The organism is Rhodococcus sp. IEGM 1307, from assembly GCF_030056915.1.
GTDB classification, from domain to species: Bacteria; Actinomycetota; Actinomycetes; order Mycobacteriales; family Mycobacteriaceae; genus Rhodococcus_F; species Rhodococcus_F opacus_D.
The window spans coordinates 67,670-86,879 of record NZ_JASHKW010000014.1 but is presented as its reverse complement, the minus strand read 5'-3'; the positions used below and the strand labels follow the sequence as shown (position 1 = coordinate 86,879).

17 protein-coding genes are annotated in these 19,210 nt (G+C 69.3%); 2 read left to right on the top strand and 15 right to left on the bottom strand.

Annotated features, from left to right (window positions below):
- Window position 1 precedes the first annotated feature (1 nt).
- Both QM841_RS25725 and QM841_RS25720 read left to right on the top strand, forming a co-directional pair.
- Complete coding sequence (locus tag QM841_RS25725) at window positions 2-955, top strand: hypothetical protein (RefSeq protein ID WP_280782552.1); 954 nt, start codon at window positions 2-4, stop codon at window positions 953-955.
- Window positions 955-1,707 (top strand): sensor domain-containing protein, encoded by a 753-nt coding sequence (locus tag QM841_RS25720; RefSeq protein WP_283334271.1) that lies wholly within the window; start codon window positions 955-957, stop codon window positions 1,705-1,707. Before QM841_RS25725 ends, QM841_RS25720 begins: the two co-directional genes overlap by 1 nt.
- A 102-nt stretch (window positions 1,708-1,809) precedes the next feature.
- Here the strand turns inward: QM841_RS25720 and QM841_RS25715 are convergent, their stop codons facing one another.
- The 15 genes from QM841_RS25715 to murD form a co-directional block, all read right to left on the bottom strand.
- Window positions 1,810-2,310 carry a WKL family lipoprotein gene (locus tag QM841_RS25715; protein WP_005247603.1) on the bottom strand — a complete coding sequence of 167 codons (501 nt, stop codon included), beginning with the start codon at window positions 2,308-2,310 and terminating at the stop codon, window positions 1,810-1,812.
- Window positions 2,311-2,462: 152 nt separating this feature from the next.
- A complete protein-coding gene (locus tag QM841_RS25710) occupies window positions 2,463-3,812 on the bottom strand; it encodes a DNA polymerase IV (protein WP_502943286.1) in 1,350 nt (449 codons plus the stop codon).
- Window positions 3,813-3,843: 31 nt separating this feature from the next.
- Window positions 3,844-6,978 (bottom strand): isoleucine--tRNA ligase, encoded by a 3,135-nt coding sequence (gene ileS, locus QM841_RS25705; protein WP_283334270.1) that lies wholly within the window; start codon window positions 6,976-6,978, stop codon window positions 3,844-3,846.
- A gap of 286 nt (window positions 6,979-7,264) precedes the next feature.
- Window positions 7,265-7,516, bottom strand: a complete 252-nt coding sequence (locus QM841_RS25700; RefSeq protein WP_283334269.1) for a hypothetical protein — start codon at window positions 7,514-7,516, stop codon at window positions 7,265-7,267.
- 49 nt (window positions 7,517-7,565) lie between these two features.
- The gene (gene wag31 / locus QM841_RS25695) at window positions 7,566-8,411 is read right to left on the bottom strand and encodes a DivIVA-like cell division protein Wag31 (protein ID WP_011594219.1); all 846 of its coding nucleotides are present in this window, start codon (window positions 8,409-8,411) and stop codon (window positions 7,566-7,568) included.
- Between the two features lie 102 nt (window positions 8,412-8,513).
- Entirely contained in the window at window positions 8,514-8,816 is a 303-nt protein-coding gene (locus QM841_RS25690; RefSeq protein WP_005247609.1) for a YggT family protein, read from the bottom strand.
- A gap of 133 nt (window positions 8,817-8,949) precedes the next feature.
- Window positions 8,950-9,627, bottom strand: a complete 678-nt coding sequence (locus QM841_RS25685; protein WP_283334268.1) for a cell division protein SepF — start codon at window positions 9,625-9,627, stop codon at window positions 8,950-8,952.
- 85 nt (window positions 9,628-9,712) lie between these two features.
- Window positions 9,713-10,438, bottom strand: coding sequence for a YggS family pyridoxal phosphate-dependent enzyme (locus QM841_RS25680; protein ID WP_283334267.1), 726 nt, complete (start codon window positions 10,436-10,438; stop codon window positions 9,713-9,715).
- A 45-nt stretch (window positions 10,439-10,483) separates the two neighbouring features.
- Entirely contained in the window at window positions 10,484-11,227 is a 744-nt protein-coding gene (pgeF, locus tag QM841_RS25675) for a peptidoglycan editing factor PgeF (RefSeq protein ID WP_283334266.1), read from the bottom strand.
- Complete coding sequence (gene ftsZ, locus QM841_RS25670; RefSeq protein ID WP_105413648.1) at window positions 11,224-12,420, bottom strand: cell division protein FtsZ; 1,197 nt, start codon at window positions 12,418-12,420, stop codon at window positions 11,224-11,226. The genes pgeF and ftsZ overlap by 4 nt, the downstream gene beginning before the upstream one ends.
- 217 nt (window positions 12,421-12,637) lie before the next feature.
- Window positions 12,638-13,525 carry a cell division protein FtsQ/DivIB gene (locus QM841_RS25665; RefSeq protein ID WP_283334265.1) on the bottom strand — a complete coding sequence of 296 codons (888 nt, stop codon included), beginning with the start codon at window positions 13,523-13,525 and terminating at the stop codon, window positions 12,638-12,640.
- A complete protein-coding gene (murC, locus tag QM841_RS25660; RefSeq protein WP_283334264.1) occupies window positions 13,522-15,033 on the bottom strand; it encodes a UDP-N-acetylmuramate--L-alanine ligase in 1,512 nt (503 codons plus the stop codon). Before murC ends, QM841_RS25665 begins: the two co-directional genes overlap by 4 nt.
- On the bottom strand, window positions 15,030-16,178 hold the full coding sequence (gene murG, locus QM841_RS25655; RefSeq protein ID WP_283334263.1) for an undecaprenyldiphospho-muramoylpentapeptide beta-N-acetylglucosaminyltransferase: 1,149 nt from the start codon (window positions 16,176-16,178) through the stop codon (window positions 15,030-15,032). Before murG ends, murC begins: the two co-directional genes overlap by 4 nt.
- Window positions 16,175-17,710 carry a putative lipid II flippase FtsW gene (gene ftsW / locus QM841_RS25650; protein WP_105413645.1) on the bottom strand — a complete coding sequence of 512 codons (1,536 nt, stop codon included), beginning with the start codon at window positions 17,708-17,710 and terminating at the stop codon, window positions 16,175-16,177. The genes murG and ftsW overlap by 4 nt, the downstream gene beginning before the upstream one ends.
- A complete protein-coding gene (gene murD, locus QM841_RS25645; RefSeq protein WP_283334262.1) occupies window positions 17,707-19,206 on the bottom strand; it encodes a UDP-N-acetylmuramoyl-L-alanine--D-glutamate ligase in 1,500 nt (499 codons plus the stop codon). Before murD ends, ftsW begins: the two co-directional genes overlap by 4 nt.
- Between the last annotated feature and the right edge of the window lie 4 nt (window positions 19,207-19,210).

Genomic DNA, 19,210 nt, shown 5'->3' with positions numbered 1-19,210 from the left:
CGTGCCACTGTTCTCGAAAGCTCTGCGACCCGGATTCTGCCTACTCGCCGCAACCCTCTCCCTGGTCGCTCTGACCGCCGGGTGCGGAGATGACGGCGACTCCTCGGAGTCGAACCCCGCAGGGTCCACGTCCACGCCCGCCGAAGTGACCGTCCCGATCTCCGCGACCACCGTCGAACTGATCCAGCCCGGCGAGGAGCCGCGCGAGGTGATCCAGCGCAGACCGCCGGTGGGGGTCACGCAGCAGGTGCAGTTGATCACCGACGCACAGGTGTTCCAGCAGATCGACGACCAGCCCGCCCAGGACTTCTCCTCACCCGAGATCACACTCCCCCTCACCGCCGCCGTCGGGCAGTCGACCGACGACACCGACGGCGGCACCACCGTCGACCTCACGCTCGGTGACGTCACCAGCCCCGACGACCGGCTCGGCAGCGCGCTCGAGGCCAGTGCCGGTTCGGGCGCCGGATTCACCGTCGACCCCACCGGTGCGATCACCGCACTGCGACTGCGTCCCGACGCCGAAGCTCAGGACATCGCCCGTTCCGCGATCGAGCAGGCGTTCTACCAGGCCGTGTACCGCACCGTCCCGTTTCCGGCGGAGCCCGTCGGTGTGGGCGCCCAGTGGACGATCCACCAGCAGGTGATGAGCGGCATCGCCCTCGACCAGACCACGGTGGCCACCCTGACCGCCCGGGACGGCAACCGCCTCACCGTCGACTACACGATCGACCAGAAACCGAAGTCCCCCGTCTGGGAGCTGCCCGGGGAGGCGGGCACGCTGAACGTCGACCAGTACGTGATGCAGGGCTCGGGCACCATGACCGTCGACCTCGGCCTTCCGCTGCCCGTCACCGGGACGGTGACCGTGCGCGGTGACCAGGAGTACAGCGACCCGGACGGCTCCACCCGCCTGCACCAGACCACGTCGAACTCGGTCCGGTGGGGTTCCTGATGCGCCGCGGAACCGTCGCCGCATCCTGTTCCCTCTTCGCGGTGCTCGCACTGTCGGCGTGCTCGTCGAGCGCGTCCGGCGACTCCGGTGCCGGCGCCTCACTCGCGCCGCTCGGACCGGTGGTGACCGCAGCGCCGGATGCGGCGGGCACACCGTTCACCGATCGGGGCGCGCTGAAGGCGGCTCTCCTCGACGTCGGGGACCTTCCCGTCGGCTTCACCCCCGTGCCCGATCCCGAGGACGATCTGGGGCTGCCTCCGGCGTCGGGGTCGGCGGACTCCGACAAGTCGAGCACGGATCCCGCGGAATGCGGCGCCGTGCTGTCGCCCGTCGCGGATCAGCGTGCGGGCGCGGTGGCGTCGGCGTCCGGCTGGTTCACCGGCCCCGGCTTCGCGACCATCGACCAGGACGCGGCCAGTTACGGCACCGGCGCCGACGCCTCCGCGGCGTTCGCGGCGGTGCAGGACCGGCTGGTGGGATGCACCGAGTACACCGGCACGGACGCCGACGGCGTGCAGGTGCAGTACCGGGTCGGCGGCCGCGAGCAGCAGCCCGCGGGCGACGCATCGGTGGCGTTCCGGCTCGTCACCACCAGCGAGGGCGTCAGTCTGGTCTCGGACGTGGTGGTGGTCGTCGTCGGGAGCACCGTCACTCAATTGGTCGCGACGGGCCAGGACCCGATCGACGCCGGCGTCCTCGGCGACCTGACGGCCACCGCCGTCGCGAAGCTCGCACCCGCCCCCGCCGGCTGAACCGACCAGGCCACGAACCATCGATGCCGGTGTCCCCGAGGGGACACCGGCATCGATGGTAGAACGCGGCGATCCGTCAGGACCGCGTCATTCGGCCTGGAATCAGGCAGGGCATGCAGGCGAGGTCAGCTGCGCGAGCGACACGATCTGGCATGCGGTGATCTTCGACAGCTTCCACGTTCCGTTCTCGCCGGGAACGAAGATGGCCGGGACGCCACCCTGCTGGACCTGGCCGTTGACGGTCAGCTGCAGCTGGCCGCTGGCGGTGCCGTCACCGTTGTCGATGACCGGGTCGAGAACGGTGACCTCGGCGTTGTTGGCCTTGGCTGCGGCGGCGACCTGGTTGATGAGCTCCGGATCCTGCTCCGAGCCCTCGACCATCGCGGACTTGACCTCGAGCGGCGTGGCCGGATCGAGGCCCTGCACCAGAAGCGCGTTGAGATCGGCCGCGGTGGGCACCTCGATGGCTTCCGAGGTCTCGGCAGCTGCGGAAGTCGTCGTCGTGGTCTTGGTCGCCGTGTCGCTCTCGTCGGAGCCACACGCGGACATCGTGAGGGCTGCGGCGATTGCTACTCCGGCAACCGTGATCTTACGAAGCTTCAACTCAATAACCTCTTCATTCTCGGTGTTCGTTCTCGGACGATCTGAGCATCTATCGCTACCCGGGCCAACATTACCCAAGGGTAAGCATCAGCGCCCGAGGCTACCTTCTCGTGGAGCCGGTCTCCACTCCTTCGTCCGGGCGGTGGGTCCGGTCACTCGAGCGAGCCTTCCACATCGGCCTGTTCGAGTTGTGCGTCGTCCTCCTTGAAGGTCCGCGCCTTCCCCGGACCCGTTGTGCGCGTTTCGAATCGGACGGTCACGACACCGTGGCCCGCCCCCTGCACCCAGCCGTGACCGAAGTCCGGGTGCGTCACGTCGAGACCGGGATGCCACCGGGTGTCGATCGCCCGGGCGGGTGCGGGAACGGGCGCGGAGAGGCCGTCGGCGGCGCCCGCCTCCGTGATCTTCGACTCCTGATAACCCGGGACGTCCAGGTCCAGTTCGGGGAACAGCGAGCCCTGGCGGACCGTCGACAGTCCGGCGAATCCCACCCCGACCAGACGCACCGGCCCGAGTTCGAGCGGATCGATCACCTGCCGCTGCGCCGCCGCGACGAGGATCTGACGGTCGAGGGTCGCGTAGGGCAGCGTGACCGAGCGCGTCACGATGCTCATGTCCGCCTTCTTCAGCTTCAGCACCACCGTCCGCGCGGCCCGGCCGTCCTTCTGCAGGCGCCCGAACGCGGACGCAGCGCTCGACTCGACGGCACCGCGCAACTCCGCCATCGTGATGATGTCGGTGGCGAAAGTCGTCTCCGCACTGACCTGTTTGGACTCGGCGCGTTCGGCGACCGGCCGATTGTCGATGCCCTGCGCCAGCCGGTGCAGGCCCGGTCCGACCGTGGTGCCCAGAATGGACGCCACCTCCGATTCCGGGGTCCGCGCGAACCCGCCGATGGTCTCGATGCCGAGCCGCTTCAGCTTCTCCTCGGCGACCGGGCCGATGCCCCACAGCTTCCGCACCGGAAGCTCGTCCAGCACCGCATGCTGCTCGTCCGGCGGGATCACCGTGATCCCGTCGGGTTTGGCCAGACCGGACGCGATCTTGGCCACCTGCTTGCCCGACCCGGCGCCGATGGACGCGACCAGTCCCGTCTCCTCGAGCACCAGGGCGCGCAGTCCCTCGCAATACCGTTGCACCGTGCCCGCATCAGCCCCGGCCAGCTCGATGGGTTCGCCGAACGCCTCGTCCATCGACAGTTGCTCGAGCACCGGCATCGGGCCGCGGAGCGCGTCGAACACGGACTTGCTCAACATGCCGTAAAGGCGACCCCGCGGCGGCAGCACCACCGCACCCGGACCCACCAGCCGGCGGGCCTGATGCATCGGCATGGCCGAACGCGCGCCGAACACCCGCGCCTCGTAGCTGGCGCCGGCGACGACGCCGCGCCCGCCGAGACCACCGACGAGAACCGGGCGGCCGCGGAGCGTCGGCCGGGTGAGCTGCTCGACCGACGCGAAGAACGCGTCCATGTCGAGGTGCAGCACCCACCGACGACTCACCTGATGCAAAATACCCGCCCGGTCCGACAGGTCACGCCTTCGCGATCGCCGCCCGCACACCCTCACCGAGCTCGACGGCGTCGCCCGGCGCCTCGGCCAGTTCCAGTTCGACGGCGAGGATCTCGCCCGCGATCAGCTCGCGGTGCGCGAGCGCCCAGTCCCGCCGCTCTTCGGGCACGTCGAGGACGACGGTGATCCGATCGGACACCTCGAGCCCGGCGGCGCGCCGCGCGTCCTGCAACTCGCGGATCCGGTCCTTCGCCCACCCCTCGGCTTCCAGTTCCTCGGTGACCACCGAGTCCAGGACGACCAGACCGGCCCCGTCGGGCAGGGCTGCCGTCGACTCCGGTTCGGCGGCCACGAGCCGCTGCGTGTACTCCTCCGGCAGCAACTCGATCCCCGCCGCGACGACGACGCCGTCCGAATTCTCCGACCAGTCACCGGCCTTCACGGCCTTGATGACGGTCTGCACGTCCTTGCCCAGGCGCGGTCCCGCGGCGCGCGCGTTGACGACGAGCTCGAACCGGCCGTGCACGTCCACGTCGGTGGTGAGGTCGACCTTCTTGACGTTGACCTCGTCGGCGATGAGACCCAGGTACGGGCGCAGGCGCTCCGCGTCGTCGGACGCGACCGTCACCTCGGGCAGCGGCAGCCGCACCCGGAGGTTCTGCGCCTTGCGCAGTCCCAGCACCGTCGAGCACACCGACCGCACCTCGTCCATCGCCGACACCAACTCCGCATCCGCCGGCAGCTGACCGTGGGCCGGCCAGTCCGCGAGATGCACGGACCGTCCGCCGGTCAGTCCTCGCCAGATGACCTCGCTGATCAGGGGCAGCAACGGAGCGGCGAGCCGGGTGACCACCTCGAGCACCGTGTGGAGGGTGTCGACGGCGTCCTTGTCCTCGTCCCAGAAGCGCGAACGCGACCGCCGCACATACCAGTTCGTCAGCGCGTCGCAGAACGTGCGCAGTTCGTCACACGCCCCGGCGATGTCGTTCGTCTCGAGCGCGCCGGTGATGGCGTCCCGGGTTCCGGCCAGCTTCGCGAGGATGTACCGGTCCAGGACGTTCGTCGAATCCGTGCGCCACTCACCGGACGTCGGCGCGTACAGCTGCAGGAAGCTCCACGCGTTCCACAGCGGCAGCAGCGCCTGCCGGACACCCTCGCGGATGCCCTGTTCGGTGACGACGAGGTTTCCGCCGCGCAGGATCGGCGAGGACATGAGGAACCAGCGCATGGCGTCCGAGCCGTCCCGCTCGAACACCTCCTTCACGTCCGGGTAGTTGCCCTTGGACTTGCTCATCTTCAGTCCGTCTTCACCCAGGACGATGCCGTGAGCCGCAACGGTCTTGAAGGCGGGACGATCGAACAGCGCCGTCGCCAGCACGTGCAGCGTGTAGAACCAGCCGCGGGTCTGCCCGTTGTACTCGACGATGAAATCGCCCGGGAAGTGGCCGTCGAACCACTCACGGTTCTCGAACGGGTAGTGCACCTGCGCGTACGGCATCGAGCCGGACTCGAACCAGCAGTCGAGGACCTCGGGGACACGCCGCATCATCGACTTCCCGGTCGGGTCGTCCGGGTTCGGGCGCACCAGGTCGTCGATCATCGGCCGATGCAGATCCGTCGGCCGCACCCCGAAGTCGCGCTCGAGTTCGTCAAGCGAGCCGTACACGTCCGTGCGCGGGTACGCCGGGTCGTCGGACACCCACACCGGAATCGGGCTGCCCCAGTACCGGTTGCGGCTGATGTTCCAGTCGCGGGCGCCCTCGAGCCACTTGCCGAACTGTCCGTCGCGGATGTGCTCGGGCACCCACGTGATGTCCTGGTTCAGCTCGACCATGCGGTCGCGGAACTTGGTGACCGCGACGAACCACGACGGGACCGCCATGTAGATCAGCGGCTGCCCGCTGCGCCAGCTGTGCGGGTACGAGTGCTCGATCGTCTCGTGCCGCAGCAACTTTCCAGCAGCCTTGAGGTCCTTGATGATCACCGGGTTCGCGTCGAACACCTGGAGACCCTCGTACGGCGGCACCATCGCCGTGAACTTGCCGCCCGGGTCGAGCGGCTGCACGATCTCGATCCCGTTCGCCGTGCAGTACTCCATGTCCTCTTCACCGAAAGCCGGTGCGAGGTGGACGATTCCGGTACCGGACTCGGTGGTGACGTAGTCGGCGGAGATGACGCGGTGCGCGTTCTCGTGACCGACGAAGAAGTCGAACGGCGGGTCGTAGTGGAGCCCGACGAGGTCCGCACCCTTGTGCTCGGACAGCACCTCGGGTGCCTCGCCGAGTTCGCGGGCATAGTGCCCCAGCCGATCCTTGGCGAGCACGTAGCGTTTGCCGTCCGCGCCCGTCACCTGGACGTAGTCGATGTCCGGGTGCACCGCGACCGCGAGGTTGGACGGCAGCGTCCACGGCGTGGTGGTCCAGATGATCGCGTTGGCTCCGTCGAGCGGGCCCTCGCCGTGCAGCGGCATGTCGACCGTGACGGCGGGATCCTGGCGCATCTTGTACGCGTCGTCGAGCCGGGTCTCCTGGTTCGACAGCGGCGTCTGCTCGTACCAGCTGTACGGCAGCACACGGAAGCCCTGGTAGATCAGGCCCTTGTCGAACAGTTCCTTGAACGCCCACATGACCGACTCCATGAAGTCGAGGTCCAGGGTCTTGTAGTCGTTGTCGAAGTCGACCCACCGGGCCTGCCGGGTGACGTAGTCGCGCCACTCGTCCGTGTATCGCAGCACGGAGGACTTGCAGTACTCGTTGAACTTCTCGAGACCCATGACGTCGATCTCGGACTTGTCCTTGATGCCGAGCTGCTTCTCCGCCTCGAGTTCGGCGGGCAGTCCGTGGCAGTCCCAGCCGAATCGGCGCTCGACCTTGTTGCCGCGCATGGTCTGGAACCGCGGGATCAGATCCTTGACGTACCCCGTCAGGAGGTGGCCGTAGTGTGGGAGACCGTTCGCGAACGGCGGACCGTCGTAGAACACGAATTCGGGGGCGTCGTCACGCTGGGCGACCGACGCCCGGAAGGTGTCGTCCTCGTCCCAGCCGGCCAGCACACGCTGCTCGATCTGGGGAAACCGGACACCCGCGTCCTGGGAGACGCCGTAGTCGACCTTGGGGTAGGACTCGTTGCTGCTGGTCACGTTGCTGGTGTCGGTCACCGCGATCTCCTCGTGCCTGACGTACTCGGCACGGGGACGACGGAGACGCCTCCTGCGTCACCACCGCGGTACCACCCCGCTTGCACCCCGGAGGGCGCCTCTCGGTGCCGGGCTGTGACGGGCCCACCCGTTCGGTTCTACTGAGCCGGCGTGCCGGCCGTTCTTCCGAAGGCTCCCCGGTGATGGCCGGATCGTCGCCGCGAAACTCGGTTACTGAATTATTCGCTGAATGCAGTCTAGCCGCCACCGCCGCGGGGCGGCTCAATCGGCACCGGGATACGGCAGCTCAGTCGCCCTCGTCGGATCCGGGCGCCGTGTCCGCGTCCCGTGTGGGACCGCGGTCACCGGGGACACCGCTCGTGGGTTGCCCCGGAACGGCCGCCGCCTTCTTGCCTGCAAGGGCGCTGACGAGCAGCAGGACCGCTCCGGCGACGCACACCACGATGCATCCCCAGGCCCACACGACCGAACCGGTCATGAGAGCCACCACTAGGAGAGCGAACCCCACCGCTGCAAGAGCGAGTGTCACGACCAGCACGGCTCAACCTCTATCCGGGCCGCTGGCTGGGCAACTACCGCGCGCTCAGTCAGCTATTGCCCTTGGCGTAGGACTGGCTGTAGTTGGACTGCGATCCACCCTGCGCGAACGAATCCTGACCGCCGTCCACCGGAACTGCGGATCCCCGCTGCTCCAGTTCCTCGAGCTGCGACTCCAGGTACGACTTCAGGCGCACACGGTATTCGCGCTCGAACGTCTTGAGCTGCTCGATACGACCCTCGAGCACGGAACGCTGCTGGTTGATCGTCGCCATGATCTCGGTGTGCTTCTTCTCCGCGTCCGCCTGCAGCGCATCGGCCTTCTCCTTGGCCTGGCGCAGCTGGGTCTCGGACCGGGTCTGAGCGTCGGTGATCAGTGCTTCCGACTTCTGGCGGGCGTCCGCGATCATCGTCTCGGAACGGGTCCGTGCGTCGCTGACCAGCTGCTCCGAGTTGGTGCGCGCGTTGCCGAGCAGCTGCTCGGACTCCGTCTTCGCGTCACTCGTGAGGCGGTCCGCCATCTCCTGGGCGAGACCCAGAACCTTGGCGGCCTGCATGTGAGCGTCGGCGCCCTGGGCGGGAGCGGCCGCGGCTGCAGCGGCGGGAGCCGGTGCCGGCGCGGGAGCCTTGGGCTGCTCGACCACGCGAGCCGGCTCCGCCTTGGGGGCGGGAGTCGGTGCTGCGGACCCGGAGCGTGGAGCCTTCTTCGCATCGGCGAGCTCCTTGTCGAGCTCCCCTACTCGCTGCCGAAGGTCGGCGTTCTCCTCGATCAGGCGCGACAACTCTTGCTCGACGAGGTCGAGAAACGCATCGACTTCGTCTTCGTTGTAGCCCCGCTTACCGATCGGTGGCTTGCTGAACGCGACATTGTGCACATCAGCGGGAGTCAGCGGCATGGAAGGATCCCTTCACGCGTCATTTGGCGGTCTAGCAAGCATTCAGTTACAGCGCAGTCTACGTAACGGTGAAACAAGACTGGATCAATGGGGTCCATTCTGTCACACCAGACCCGTAGCACGCGCTTGTCCCTGAACGATCGACATCAGGATGAAGACGATGAACAGCAAGACCATGATGGATAGATCCAACCGCACCCCACCGAGATTGATCGGGGGGATCAACCGCCGTAGCAGTTTGACCGGTGGATCGGTGACCGTAAAAATCGCCTCGAGAATGACGACCACGACGCCGGTTGGCCGCCAGTCTCGTGCGAAGGTCCGTACGAACTCGACAATGATTCTGCCGATGAGTAGCAGCCAAAAGACAAACAGTATCAAGTAGATCACCGAGAACAAGGCCACACCTTCACTCTGCCTGAGAATGTCCGGCCGATCAAAACGAGCCGCGTGGCCAGGGCTTTCTCCGCCACAGCCGCCGCGGCCCGCGCCGTTTCGGACGTTCGGATCCCGATGGTCGTTTCCCCCGCTCCCCGGTTTACTTCTGGCTGTAGAAGCCGGTTTCCGCGATGCGGCGACGCTCCTCGGCGGACACGTCGATGTCTGCGGGTGAGAGCAAGAACACCTTCGTGGCCACCTTGTCGAAGGACCCGCGCAGCGCGAATGCCAGTCCGGCGGCGAAATCGACGAGGCGCTTGGCGTCCGCGTTGCTCATCTCGACGAGGTCCATGATGACGGGGGTGCCGTCACGGAACCGCTCGCCGATGGTGCGGGCCTCCCCGTAGTCGCGGGGGCGCAGCGTGGTGATCTTGGACAGCGGCCCACCTTCGTCGAAGAGGGGTCCGCGACGACTCTCCACCCGCTCGGACCGCGTGTCGACGGCCAGCGCGCCACGGGTGCTGCCGCGCACCGCACCGCTCGCGCTGGGACGGGCCGACCGGACGGCCACGGGTTCGACCCGGGACGAGTGCCGGGGGCCGTCGTACCGGTCGAAGTCGTCGTCGAGGTCGTCCCGGCGGCCGGGAGCATAGGCAGCCTTGCTGAAGGCCGGCTCGGCGAAGTCACGGTCGTCACGGTCGAGGTACGGATCACGTCCACTGTCGCGGGCCGGTCGAGCAGCCCTGCGCGCAGGTTCCGGCTCGTCCAGGTACTCGTCCTCGTAGTCGTCGAGGGGAACCATGCCGAAGTAAGCCTTGAACTTGTGCAGACTGCTCATTGATCGACCTTCCTTGGCGCGGCGGACAGGATCCAACTGCGACCGGTCGCAGCGGTGTGGACGGGTTGGCGATCACCTGGGCGATCTATTTCGAGGTTATAGGCCTCGAACCCAACAGCGCGGTTCCGACACGCACGCACGTCGACCCGTGTCGGACAGCGTGCTCGAGATCATTCGTCATGCCCGCTGAGAGGTCCGTCGCATCCGGATGGTCGCGCCTGAGCCGCGCGTGAATCTTCTGTAATTCCTCGAACGCCGCGTCCGGGTCGGCGTCGATCGGCGGAACCGCCATCAGCCCGCGGTACTCGAGTCCCGGCGACGCCTGCACCTCCGCGGCAAGGTGTTCGAGGTCGGCGATCGCGGCACCGCCGCGCTGCGGATCGCCGTCCAGACTGACCTGCAGCAGCACCCGCAGGGGCGCGGGCCGCTCCCCCGCCTCGAGCGCCGTCGTGGCTGCGCGGCCGAGGGCGCCGACGAGCCGTTCACTGTCCACCGAGTGGATGGCGTACGCCCAGTGCGCGACGGCCTTCGCCTTGTTGCGCTGGAGGTGTCCGATCATGTGCCACCGCACCGACGGATCCGTCACCACGGTGCGGAACTCCGCGATCTTGGCCGTGGCCTCCTGCTCCCGCGACTCCCCGAATTCGCGGCACCCGAGTTCGTACAGGATCCGCGCGTCGGATTCGGGGAAGAACTTGGTGACGGGCAGCAGCGACACCTCCGCGGGGTCGCGACCGGCGTCCCGGCACGCCGCGTCGAGCCGTGCGCGCACGGCGCCGAGCGCAGCCTCGATCTCCCCGACCCTGCTCATCGTTTCCACTCCCACACCGATCCTCACCGCCGTCGGCGGTCGTCGTCACACGCTGTCTTGCCCAGTATCCATCCAGATCACCGCCGCGAGCCGACCGGTCGGGGCCTGCCGGCGATGACTGAACAGTGTCTGGTCCTCGATGGTGCAGCGCGGATCCTCCGCCACCCCCGCGACACCCGCGTCGAGCAGTTGCTTCCGCAGGCCGGCCCGCAGGTCGAGGCCGGGGGTGCCCTTGACGGTGCGGGTGGCGCTGCCGGGAAGGAACTTCTCGACGTCGGCTTGCATCGCCGCGGGGACCTCGTACTGTCGGCCGCTGGCCGCCGGACCCAGGAATGCGCCGATCCGGTCGACGCGCGCCCCCTGCTCGACCATGACGTCGAGCACCCGCGGAACGATGCCGATACGGGCGCCGATCCGGCCGGCGTGGACTGCGGCGATCACTCCGGCCTCGTCGTCGGACAGCAGCACCGGGACGCAGTCGGCGCTGAGGGTCGCGAGTGCGATCCCCGGAACCGTCGTCACCAGCGCGTCGGTGGCGGGTACCGGCACGTCGGTGGGCCCGTCGACCACGGTCACGTTGCGACTGTGGATCTGCTCCATCCAGATCAGGCGGTCGAAGGCCACGCCGATGTTGTCTGCCAGTCGACGCCGGTTCGCCTCCACCGCGGCCGGATCGTCGCCGACGTGATCACCGAGGTTGAACGTGTCGTACGGTGCGACGGAGTGCCCTCCGGCACGGGTGGTGACGACCCGGCGAACCCTGAAATCGGGGGCGGACGGTGAACTCAACGACGCATGAAGGAGGGCACGTCGACTTCGTCTTCACCCTCCTCGTCGGACACCGGCACCGCGCGGGACTGACCGTTTCCCGGAAGCGGCGGCAGACTGCTCGGGCTCTGGTGGGAGCTGATCGTCTCGCGGGTCACCGACATCGGCTCGCTGTGCTGGTCGGCCGACTGTCCGACCTCGCCCGCGCGCCCGGCACCGATGGCGCTGCGACCGGCAGCGCCCGACTCGACCGGCCGGCGGGCGGGGGCGCCGCCGTCGAACCCGGCGGCGATGACGGTGACCCGCACTTCGTCGCCGAGCGAATCGTCGATGACGGTGCCGAAGATGATGTTCGCGTCGATGTGGGCAGCTTCCTGCACCAGCGACGCCGCCTCGTTGATCTCGAACAGGCCGAGGTCGCTGCCACCGGCGATCGAGAGCAGCACGCCGCGCGCACCCTCCATCGACGCCTCGAGCAGCGGAGAGTTGATCGCCGATTCCGCGGCCTTGATGGCGCGGCCCTCGCCGCGCGAGGATCCGATGCCCATCAGCGCGCTACCCGCGCCGGACATGACGCCCTTGACGTCGGCGAAGTCGACGTTGATCAGACCGGGGGTGGTGATGAGGTCGGTGATGCCCTGGACACCGTTGAGCAGCACCTCGTCGGCGCTGCGGAACGCGTCCATGAGGCTGACGGCGGCGTCACCGAGCTGCAGGAGGCGGTCGTTCGGGATCACGATGAGGGTGTCGCACGATTCGCGCAGCGACTGGATGCCGGTGTCGGCCTGGCCGCCGCGGCGCTTGCCCTCGAAGGAGAAGGGGCGGGTGACGACACCGACGGTGAGGGCTCCGAGCTTGCGCGCGATACTCGCCACGACCGGTGCGCCACCGGTACCCGTGCCGCCGCCCTCGCCTGCGGTCACGAACACCATGTCGGCGCCCTTGAGGACTTCCTCGATCTCGTCCTTGTGGTCTTCTGCGGCCTTGCGGCCGACTTCGGGATCCGCGCCGGCGCCGAGCCCGCGGGTGAGTTCCCGGCCGACGTCGAGCTTGACGTCGGCGTCACTCATCAGCAGCGCTTGCGCGTCGGTGTTGACGGCAATGAACTCGACTCCCTTGAGTCCCTGCTCGATCATCCGGTTGACTGCGTTCACGCCGCCGCCGCCGATGCCGACGACCTTTATTACGGCGAGGTAGTTGTGCGGGGGCGTCATCGGCTCTCGCCTTCCATGAGTGTGTATCACGCTTTCGTACAGATCGGTCCAGCCTGAACTCTCAACCTCAACCATAGGGTTACGGTTATGTCAAGTGCTGCTCGACTAGAGCGAAACGCTATGCACCGGCATAGGGATACGCCATTAGGCGCGCCGAGACGCGCCGAGTTATTTGACGAACTCGCCCGCAACTGTTTCGCATCCGGGTCACGACCCCTCACCGCACCGTCGGCAGGTCGGGACTCGACACGTCGTACGTCTGCCCGGGCTGGGTGAGCAGCGGCAGGGTGACCGCAGCCTTGCGCTCGGACTTCTCCGTACCGCCCCACACCACGATCCGGCCGTCGAGCAGCGTCACCGAGATATCCGAAATCGACTTCGCCGCAACCTGTCCCACCTGACCGCGCAGCTGAGGCGGCATCGACTCCAGCACCTCGATCGCCGCCGCCGTCGACGGGTCGCCCCACCCCGGCGACTCCGTCACCAGACGCGGCACCCCGGGCGGCGGCGGTGCGATCTCGTAGTCCACGGCCTCCGCGTCGAGCAGATGGGTACCGCCGGGGCTGTCGACGAACACGACGGGCACCCGCTCGGTTACCGTGACCCGGATGGTGGACGGGTACACCCGCTGGACGCGCGCGGACGCCACCTTCGGGATCGCGGCGACCCGCTGAGCCGCGCCCTCCGTGTCGACACGCAGCAACGGCTGCCCCTGCGGCACCGCCAGCACCTGGCGAATCTGCTCCTCGGAGATCGACATCGCCCCCGCGACATCCGTCTTCCGCACCGACAGCAGCGGAGTGAACCAGGCGACGAGACCGAGCGCCACGACCACGACGACACCGACGGCGCCCATCACTGCCGGCCGCCGGTACCACGGCCGCCGCGGTGTCTCCACCGCCGCGGACTTCCGTGCCGCCGAGGCCGATTCGCGGGTGCGCCGCGTTCCGGGCTCGGTGACCGTCGAGGTGCGCCGACGCGAGGACGCCCGATCGCTCGCCGTCGCGCGGGCACCGGCCGCAGCCCCCGGCCGCGGACTTCGCTGGACGTCGCGGCGAACCGGGCGGTCCGGCCGCTCGGACCGGCCCCGACGCTCCCGCGTCATCGCGACGGGTGGTGGTGCGGAGCCGCACGCAGAGCGTCGAGGATCTGGTTGCCGAGCATCGTCACGTCACCGGCACCCATGGTGATCACCACGTCCCCGGGGGACGCGAGTGCCGCGACCTGACGCGGTGCCTGCGACAGGTCGGGCTGGTAGTGCACCGGCTTCGACACCGACAGCGCGACCAGGGCGCCGCTGACACCCGGGAGCGGTTCTTCCCGCGCGCCGTACACGTCGAGGACCACGACCTCGTCGGCGAGATCCAGGGCGTGTCCGAACTCTTCCGCGAATGTTGCTGTGCGGGAGTACAGGTGGGGCTGGAACACCACGATGACCTTGCCGCTGCGCACCGAGTCCTCGTATTCTCGGCGGTCGGCCTCGTGGGGCTGGCGCACCAGATCGGCGGCGGCGCCGAGCACGGCACGCACCTCCGTCGGGTGATGCGCGTAGTCGTCGAACACGCGGACCCCGTGCTCGCGGCCGGTGAACTGGAACCGGCGGTGCACTCCCCCGAATCCGGCGATGCCTTCGAGGATCTCGTCCACGTCGGCGCCTGCCTCCCGGGCGGCGAGGAGAGCGGCCAGCGCGTTGAGCGCCATGTGCCTGCCGGGCACACCCATCCGGACCGTCCTCGGCGACTGCTCGCCGGCCAGCTGGAACTGCAGGACTCCGCCGACGTCCCTCGCCTCGAAGCTGAGCAGTCGCGCGCCGACCTCGACGCCGTCGACCGACGCGAAGGCCCCGTCCGCGTTCTCGGCGCTGCCGTATCCCAGCACCCGCACACCGGGCAGCCCTCGCGCCGCCACCCGCTGCGCGAGCGCCGCGGACCCTGGATCGTCGAGACAGGCGACGAGCAGACCGCCGGGCGACAGACGGGCCGCGAAATCGTCGAACACCTGGATGTACGCCTCGGTGCTGCCGAAGTAGTCGAGGTGGTCGGCTTCGACGTTGGTGACGACGACGACGTCCGGGTCGTACTGGAGTAGCGAACCGTCGCTCTCGTCGGCCTCCGCGACGAACACGTCGCCGCTGCCGTGGTGCGCGTTGGTTCCGGCCTCGTTGAGTTCGCCGCCGACCGCGAACGACGGATCGAAACCGCAGTGTTGCAGCGCCACCACCAGCATCGACGTGGTCGACGTCTTGCCGTGGGTGCCGGAAACCAGCAGGGTGCGGTGCCCCTGCATCAGCGACGCCAGCACCGCGGGCCGCAGGATCACGGGAATCCCGCGCCTGGCCGCCTCCACCAGTTCCGGGTTGTCCTTGGGGATGGCGGCATGGGTGGTGACCACGACGGTCGGGCCGCCGGGCAGCAGGTCGAGCGCGCCGGCGTCGTGGCCGATGCGGACCTGCGCGCCGCGGGCACGCAGGGCGAGGACGCCGCGGCTCTCCTTGGCGTCCGATCCGGACACCTGCCCTCCCCTGGCCAGCAGGATCCGCGCGATTCCGGACATTCCGGCGCCGCCGATCCCGACCATGTGGACTCGTTCCAACTCCGCGGGCAGATCGGTCATCGGGTTCCCCTTGTCAGCGCGGCCACGTCGAGCACGATCCGCGCAACCTCGGTGGCTGCGCTGCGGTGACCCGCGCCGGCCGCCCGTCGCCCCATGTCCTCGAGCTGTGCGGGGTCGCGCAGCAGAGGGATCACGGTCTCCGCGACGAATCGGGCGGACAGGTCTCCGTCGGCGACAATCATTCCACCTCCGGCGGCGACCACCGGTCGCGCATTCAGTTCCTGCTCCCCGTTGCCGTGGGGCAGCGGCACGTATACCGCGGGAAGTCCCACCGCCGACACCTCCGCCACCGTCATCGCGCCCGACCGGCAGATCACCGCGTCCGCGGCCGAATACGCGAGGTCCATCCGCGACAGGTAGGGAACGGCCACGTAGGGCGGGCCGCCCGGGGTCGCGGGAACGTCGAGGGTGTTCTTCGGTCCGTGCGCGTGCAGAACGGCCACACCGGCCGCGGCGAGCGACTCCGCCGCGCCCGACACGGCCTCGTTGAGCGACCGCGCACCCTGCGAGCCGCCGAAGACGAGCAGCACCGGACCCTCGGCGGGGAGCCCGAAGTGTGCACGCGCCTCCGCGCGCAGAGCCGCCCGGTCGAGACCGGTGATCGACGCCCGGACCGGGATCCCGAGGATCTCCGCCTCCGAGCGGCCGCGAGCGGACACTCCGGAACCGGCGACCGCCGCCAGGACCCGGGCGGCGCGGCGGGCACCGATCTTGTTCGCGATCCCGGCGCTGGCGTTCGCCTCGTGCACCACGATCGGAATGCGGCGCCTGCGGCGGAGCAGACCGGGGCCGGCCGCCAGGTATGCGGGCAGCGCGACGTACCCGCCGAAACCGACGACGACGTCGGCGCCGGTCGCGTCGAGCACCTCGCGGGTGCGGCGCACCGACGCGCGTACCCGGCCGGGAAGCCGCAGCAAGTCGAGGGTGGGTTTACGGGGCAGCGGCACCGGCGGAATGAGCTCGAGCGGATAGCCTCGCTCGGGAACCAGGGTGGTTTCGAGGCCGCGCGCCGTGCCGAGAGCGGTCACCACCGCGGTGTCGTCGATCGCCTTGATCGCATCGGCCACTGCCAGAGCCGGCTCGATGTGCCCGGCGGTACCACCACCGGCCACGATCACCGACAGGGTGGACTTGTCGCCGTTCACCTACGAAATCCTCGCTCTCCTGCTCGGCCACCCGAGCTTCGCTGTTGACGTGCACCTCGTTCGGGGGTGCGGCCCTTGCCGCGTTCGGGGCGGCCCTTCTCGTATGTGACGCTGCGGGTCCGCGGGGCCATCTCGCGACCGGCCCTCCGCCGGGCTTCGGCGCGGCGCACCGCCTCGGCGCGTGCCGCGTCGGCCCGCACCGGCGAATACGCCTCCGGCTTGCGGAGACGCAGAAGACGACCGAACGGGCCGTCCTGCCCGGAGTGCAGCGCCGCGACCGCCTCCGGTTCGTGCCGCGCCGCGTTGGCGACGAGGCCGAACATGAACAGTGTGGTGGCCGTCGACGTTCCGCCGGCCGACACCAGCGGCAACTGCAGGCCGGTGACGGGCAGCAGCCCGATCACGTACCCCACGTTGATGAACGCCTGTCCGGTGATCCACACCGTCGCCGTTCCGGTGAGCAGGCGCAGGAACGGGTCGGCGGACCGGGCCGCGATGCGCAGGCCCGTGTACACGAACAGTCCGAACAAGCCGAGGACGGCGGCGCCGCCGAGGTATCCGAGCTCTTCGCCGATGATCGCGAAGATGAAGTCGTTGTGGGCGTTCGGCAGGTAGCTCCACTTCGCGCGGCTCTGCCCCAGCCCTCGTCCGAGGATCCCGCCGTCCGCGAGCGAATACATCGCCTGCCGCGACTGGTACCCGATGCCCTGCGGGTCGGAACCGGGATTGAGGAACTCGCGCACGCGAGCGGAGCGGTAGCCGGCGGTGAGCGCGAGGATCACGATTCCGCCGAAACCGGTGCCGAGGATGGCGACGAACAGTTTCAGCGGCAGGCCCGCGAACCACAGCAGCGCCATCAGGATGATGGCCAGCGAGACCGTCGTGCCGAGGTCGGGCTGCAGGATGATCAGGACGAACGCGACGAGCGCGGCCGGCACCAGCGGAACGAGCATGTCCCGGATACTGGAGATGTCGCTGCGCCGCGACGCCAGGATGTGCGCACCCCACACGGCCAGCGCGATCTTGGTGAGCTCGGCGGGCTGCAACGAGAATCCCGCGACGACGAACCAGCCGCGGGTGCCCTGGGACACGGTGCCGATGCCGGGTATGAGGACCAGAACCAGCAGGATGATCGTGACCGCGAAGGCCGGGAACGACAGGGCGCGCATCACCCGGACCGGGATCTGCAGCGCCGCGTAGAACAGGCCGAGCCCGAGAGCCGCGAACAACGCCTGCCGGGTGAAGAGGGTGTACGCCGAACCGTCGGAGGCGTAGGCCTCGACGCTCGACGACGACAGCACCATCACCAGGCCGAGGACCGTCAGCAGAAACGCGATGGTGACCACGAGGTGGAACGACGCCAGAGGTCGCGACAGCCAGGCCCCGATCCGGGTGCGCGGGCCGCGCGGAGGTGCGGTGCGGGTGCGGGGACCGGATGGTGCACGCTTCGCCACACCGGGGGCGGCCGCCGTGCGAGCCGGGGACCGCTGTCCCTCAGGGACGCGTCGGGTGCGGGCTCCGGCGGAGGTCATCGCAGCGTCCTGGAGATGTCCGACGCGTCGAGCCTGCCGACGGCTTCCGCGAAGCTGTCCCCCCGGTGGCCGTAACTGGCGAACATGTCGAGCGAGGCCGCCGCGGGCGCCAGGACGACGGAATCCCCTGCCGTTGCCAGCGCAGCCGCCTCACGCACGACGACACCCATCACGGCGTCGCTGTCGGTGTCCGCCGGCAGCACCACCCGGTGCGTCGCGGTCTGCGGGACTGCACTCACACCTGCATCGTCTCCCGTTTCCACAGTGACCACGGGAACCTCGGGGGCGTGTCGCGCAAGGGACTCTGCGATCTGCATCGCATCGCGGCCGAGCAGGACGGCGCCGGCGAGGCGACCGGCCACCTCCCGGACGAGGTCGTCGACCCGCGCACCCTTCAGCAGACCCCCGGCGATCCACACCACCCGCTCGTGGGCGAGTATCGACGGGCGGGCGGCGTGCGGGTTGGTGGCCTTGGAGTCGTCGACGAACGTCACGCCCCCGACCTCGGCGACGAGTGCCGCGCGGTGCGGGCCCACGACGTGGGCGGCCAAACCTGCGGCGACGGCGTCCGGCGGAACTCCGATCGCCCGTGCCAGAGCCGCCGCGGCCAGGGCATCCATCAGTCCGGCAGGCCCGGGCGGAGTGATCCCCTCGGTCGGGGCCAGCCGCTCGCCGTCCGCGAACGCGCGGTCGACGAGGTACCCGTCCTCGACACCCAGCTCGCCCGGCGCCGGCACGCCCAGCCGGAAACCCAGGGTCCGGGCTGCGAGGGACGATGAGAAGAGAGAGGACGCGACCTCGTCGTCGAGGCCCAGCACCGCGACCTCACCGGTCAGGGCGCGCGCCTTCGCATCGATGTACGGCTGCATCCCGCCGTGCCAGTCCAGATGATCTTCGGCGATATTGAGGATCGCGCCTGCGGCCGGCCGGACCGACGGCGCCCAGTGCAGCTGGAACGACGAGAGTTCGACCGCCAGCGCCTCCGCCCGGGGTTCGGTGTGCCGCAGGGCGTCGAGCACCGGAAGCCCGATGTTGCCGCAGGCCAGACTCGGCAGCTCGGCCGCCTCGAGGATGGACTGCAGCATGGAGGTCGTCGTGGTCTTGCCGTTGGTGCCGGTGACCACCAGCCACCGTCGCGGCGGGCCGTAGAGCCCGGCCCGGTCCACGTGCCACGAGAACTCGATGTCGCCCCAGATCGGTACCCCGTCCCCGGCGGCGAGCGAGAGCAGCGGTGCGTCCGGGCGGAACCCCGGGCTCGTCACGACCAGCGCGAACTCGGCGACCCGGTCCCGCTCGGCGAGCAGATCGTCGATCGGGACGGTCGCGGCGCCGAGCCGCGCGCACTCGGCGAGGGCGTCGACGTTCGCGTCGGTCACGGTGACGAGCGCACCGAGGTCACGAAGAGGTTCGATGGTGGCCCGGCCGGAGACACCCGCACCGGCGACGAGGACGCTGCGACCCCGCAACCAGTCGAGCCCGCCGTGTTCCTCTGCCACGTCG

Bases quoted from the DNA above. Each gene is read 5' to 3' on its own strand.
- wag31 (WP_011594219.1), bottom strand. From the start codon at position 8,411: ATGCCGCTGACTCCCGCTGATGTGCACAATGTCGCGTTCAGCAAGCCA.
- QM841_RS25685 (WP_283334268.1), bottom strand. From the start codon at position 9,627: ATGAGCAGTCTGCACAAGTTCAAGGCTTACTTCGGCATGGTTCCCCTC.
- ftsZ (WP_105413648.1), bottom strand. From the start codon at position 12,420: ATGACGCCCCCGCACAACTACCTCGCCGTAATAAAGGTCGTCGGCATC.
- QM841_RS25720 (WP_283334271.1), top strand. From the start codon at position 955: ATGCGCCGCGGAACCGTCGCCGCATCCTGTTCCCTCTTCGCGGTGCTC.
- QM841_RS25665 (WP_283334265.1), bottom strand. From the start codon at position 13,525: ATGACGCGGGAGCGTCGGGGCCGGTCCGAGCGGCCGGACCGCCCGGTT.
- ftsW (WP_105413645.1), bottom strand. From the start codon at position 17,710: ATGACCTCCGCCGGAGCCCGCACCCGACGCGTCCCTGAGGGACAGCGG.
- murC (WP_283334264.1), bottom strand. From the start codon at position 15,033: ATGACCGATCTGCCCGCGGAGTTGGAACGAGTCCACATGGTCGGGATC.
- QM841_RS25680 (WP_283334267.1), bottom strand. From the start codon at position 10,438: ATGAGCAGGGTCGGGGAGATCGAGGCTGCGCTCGGCGCCGTGCGCGCA.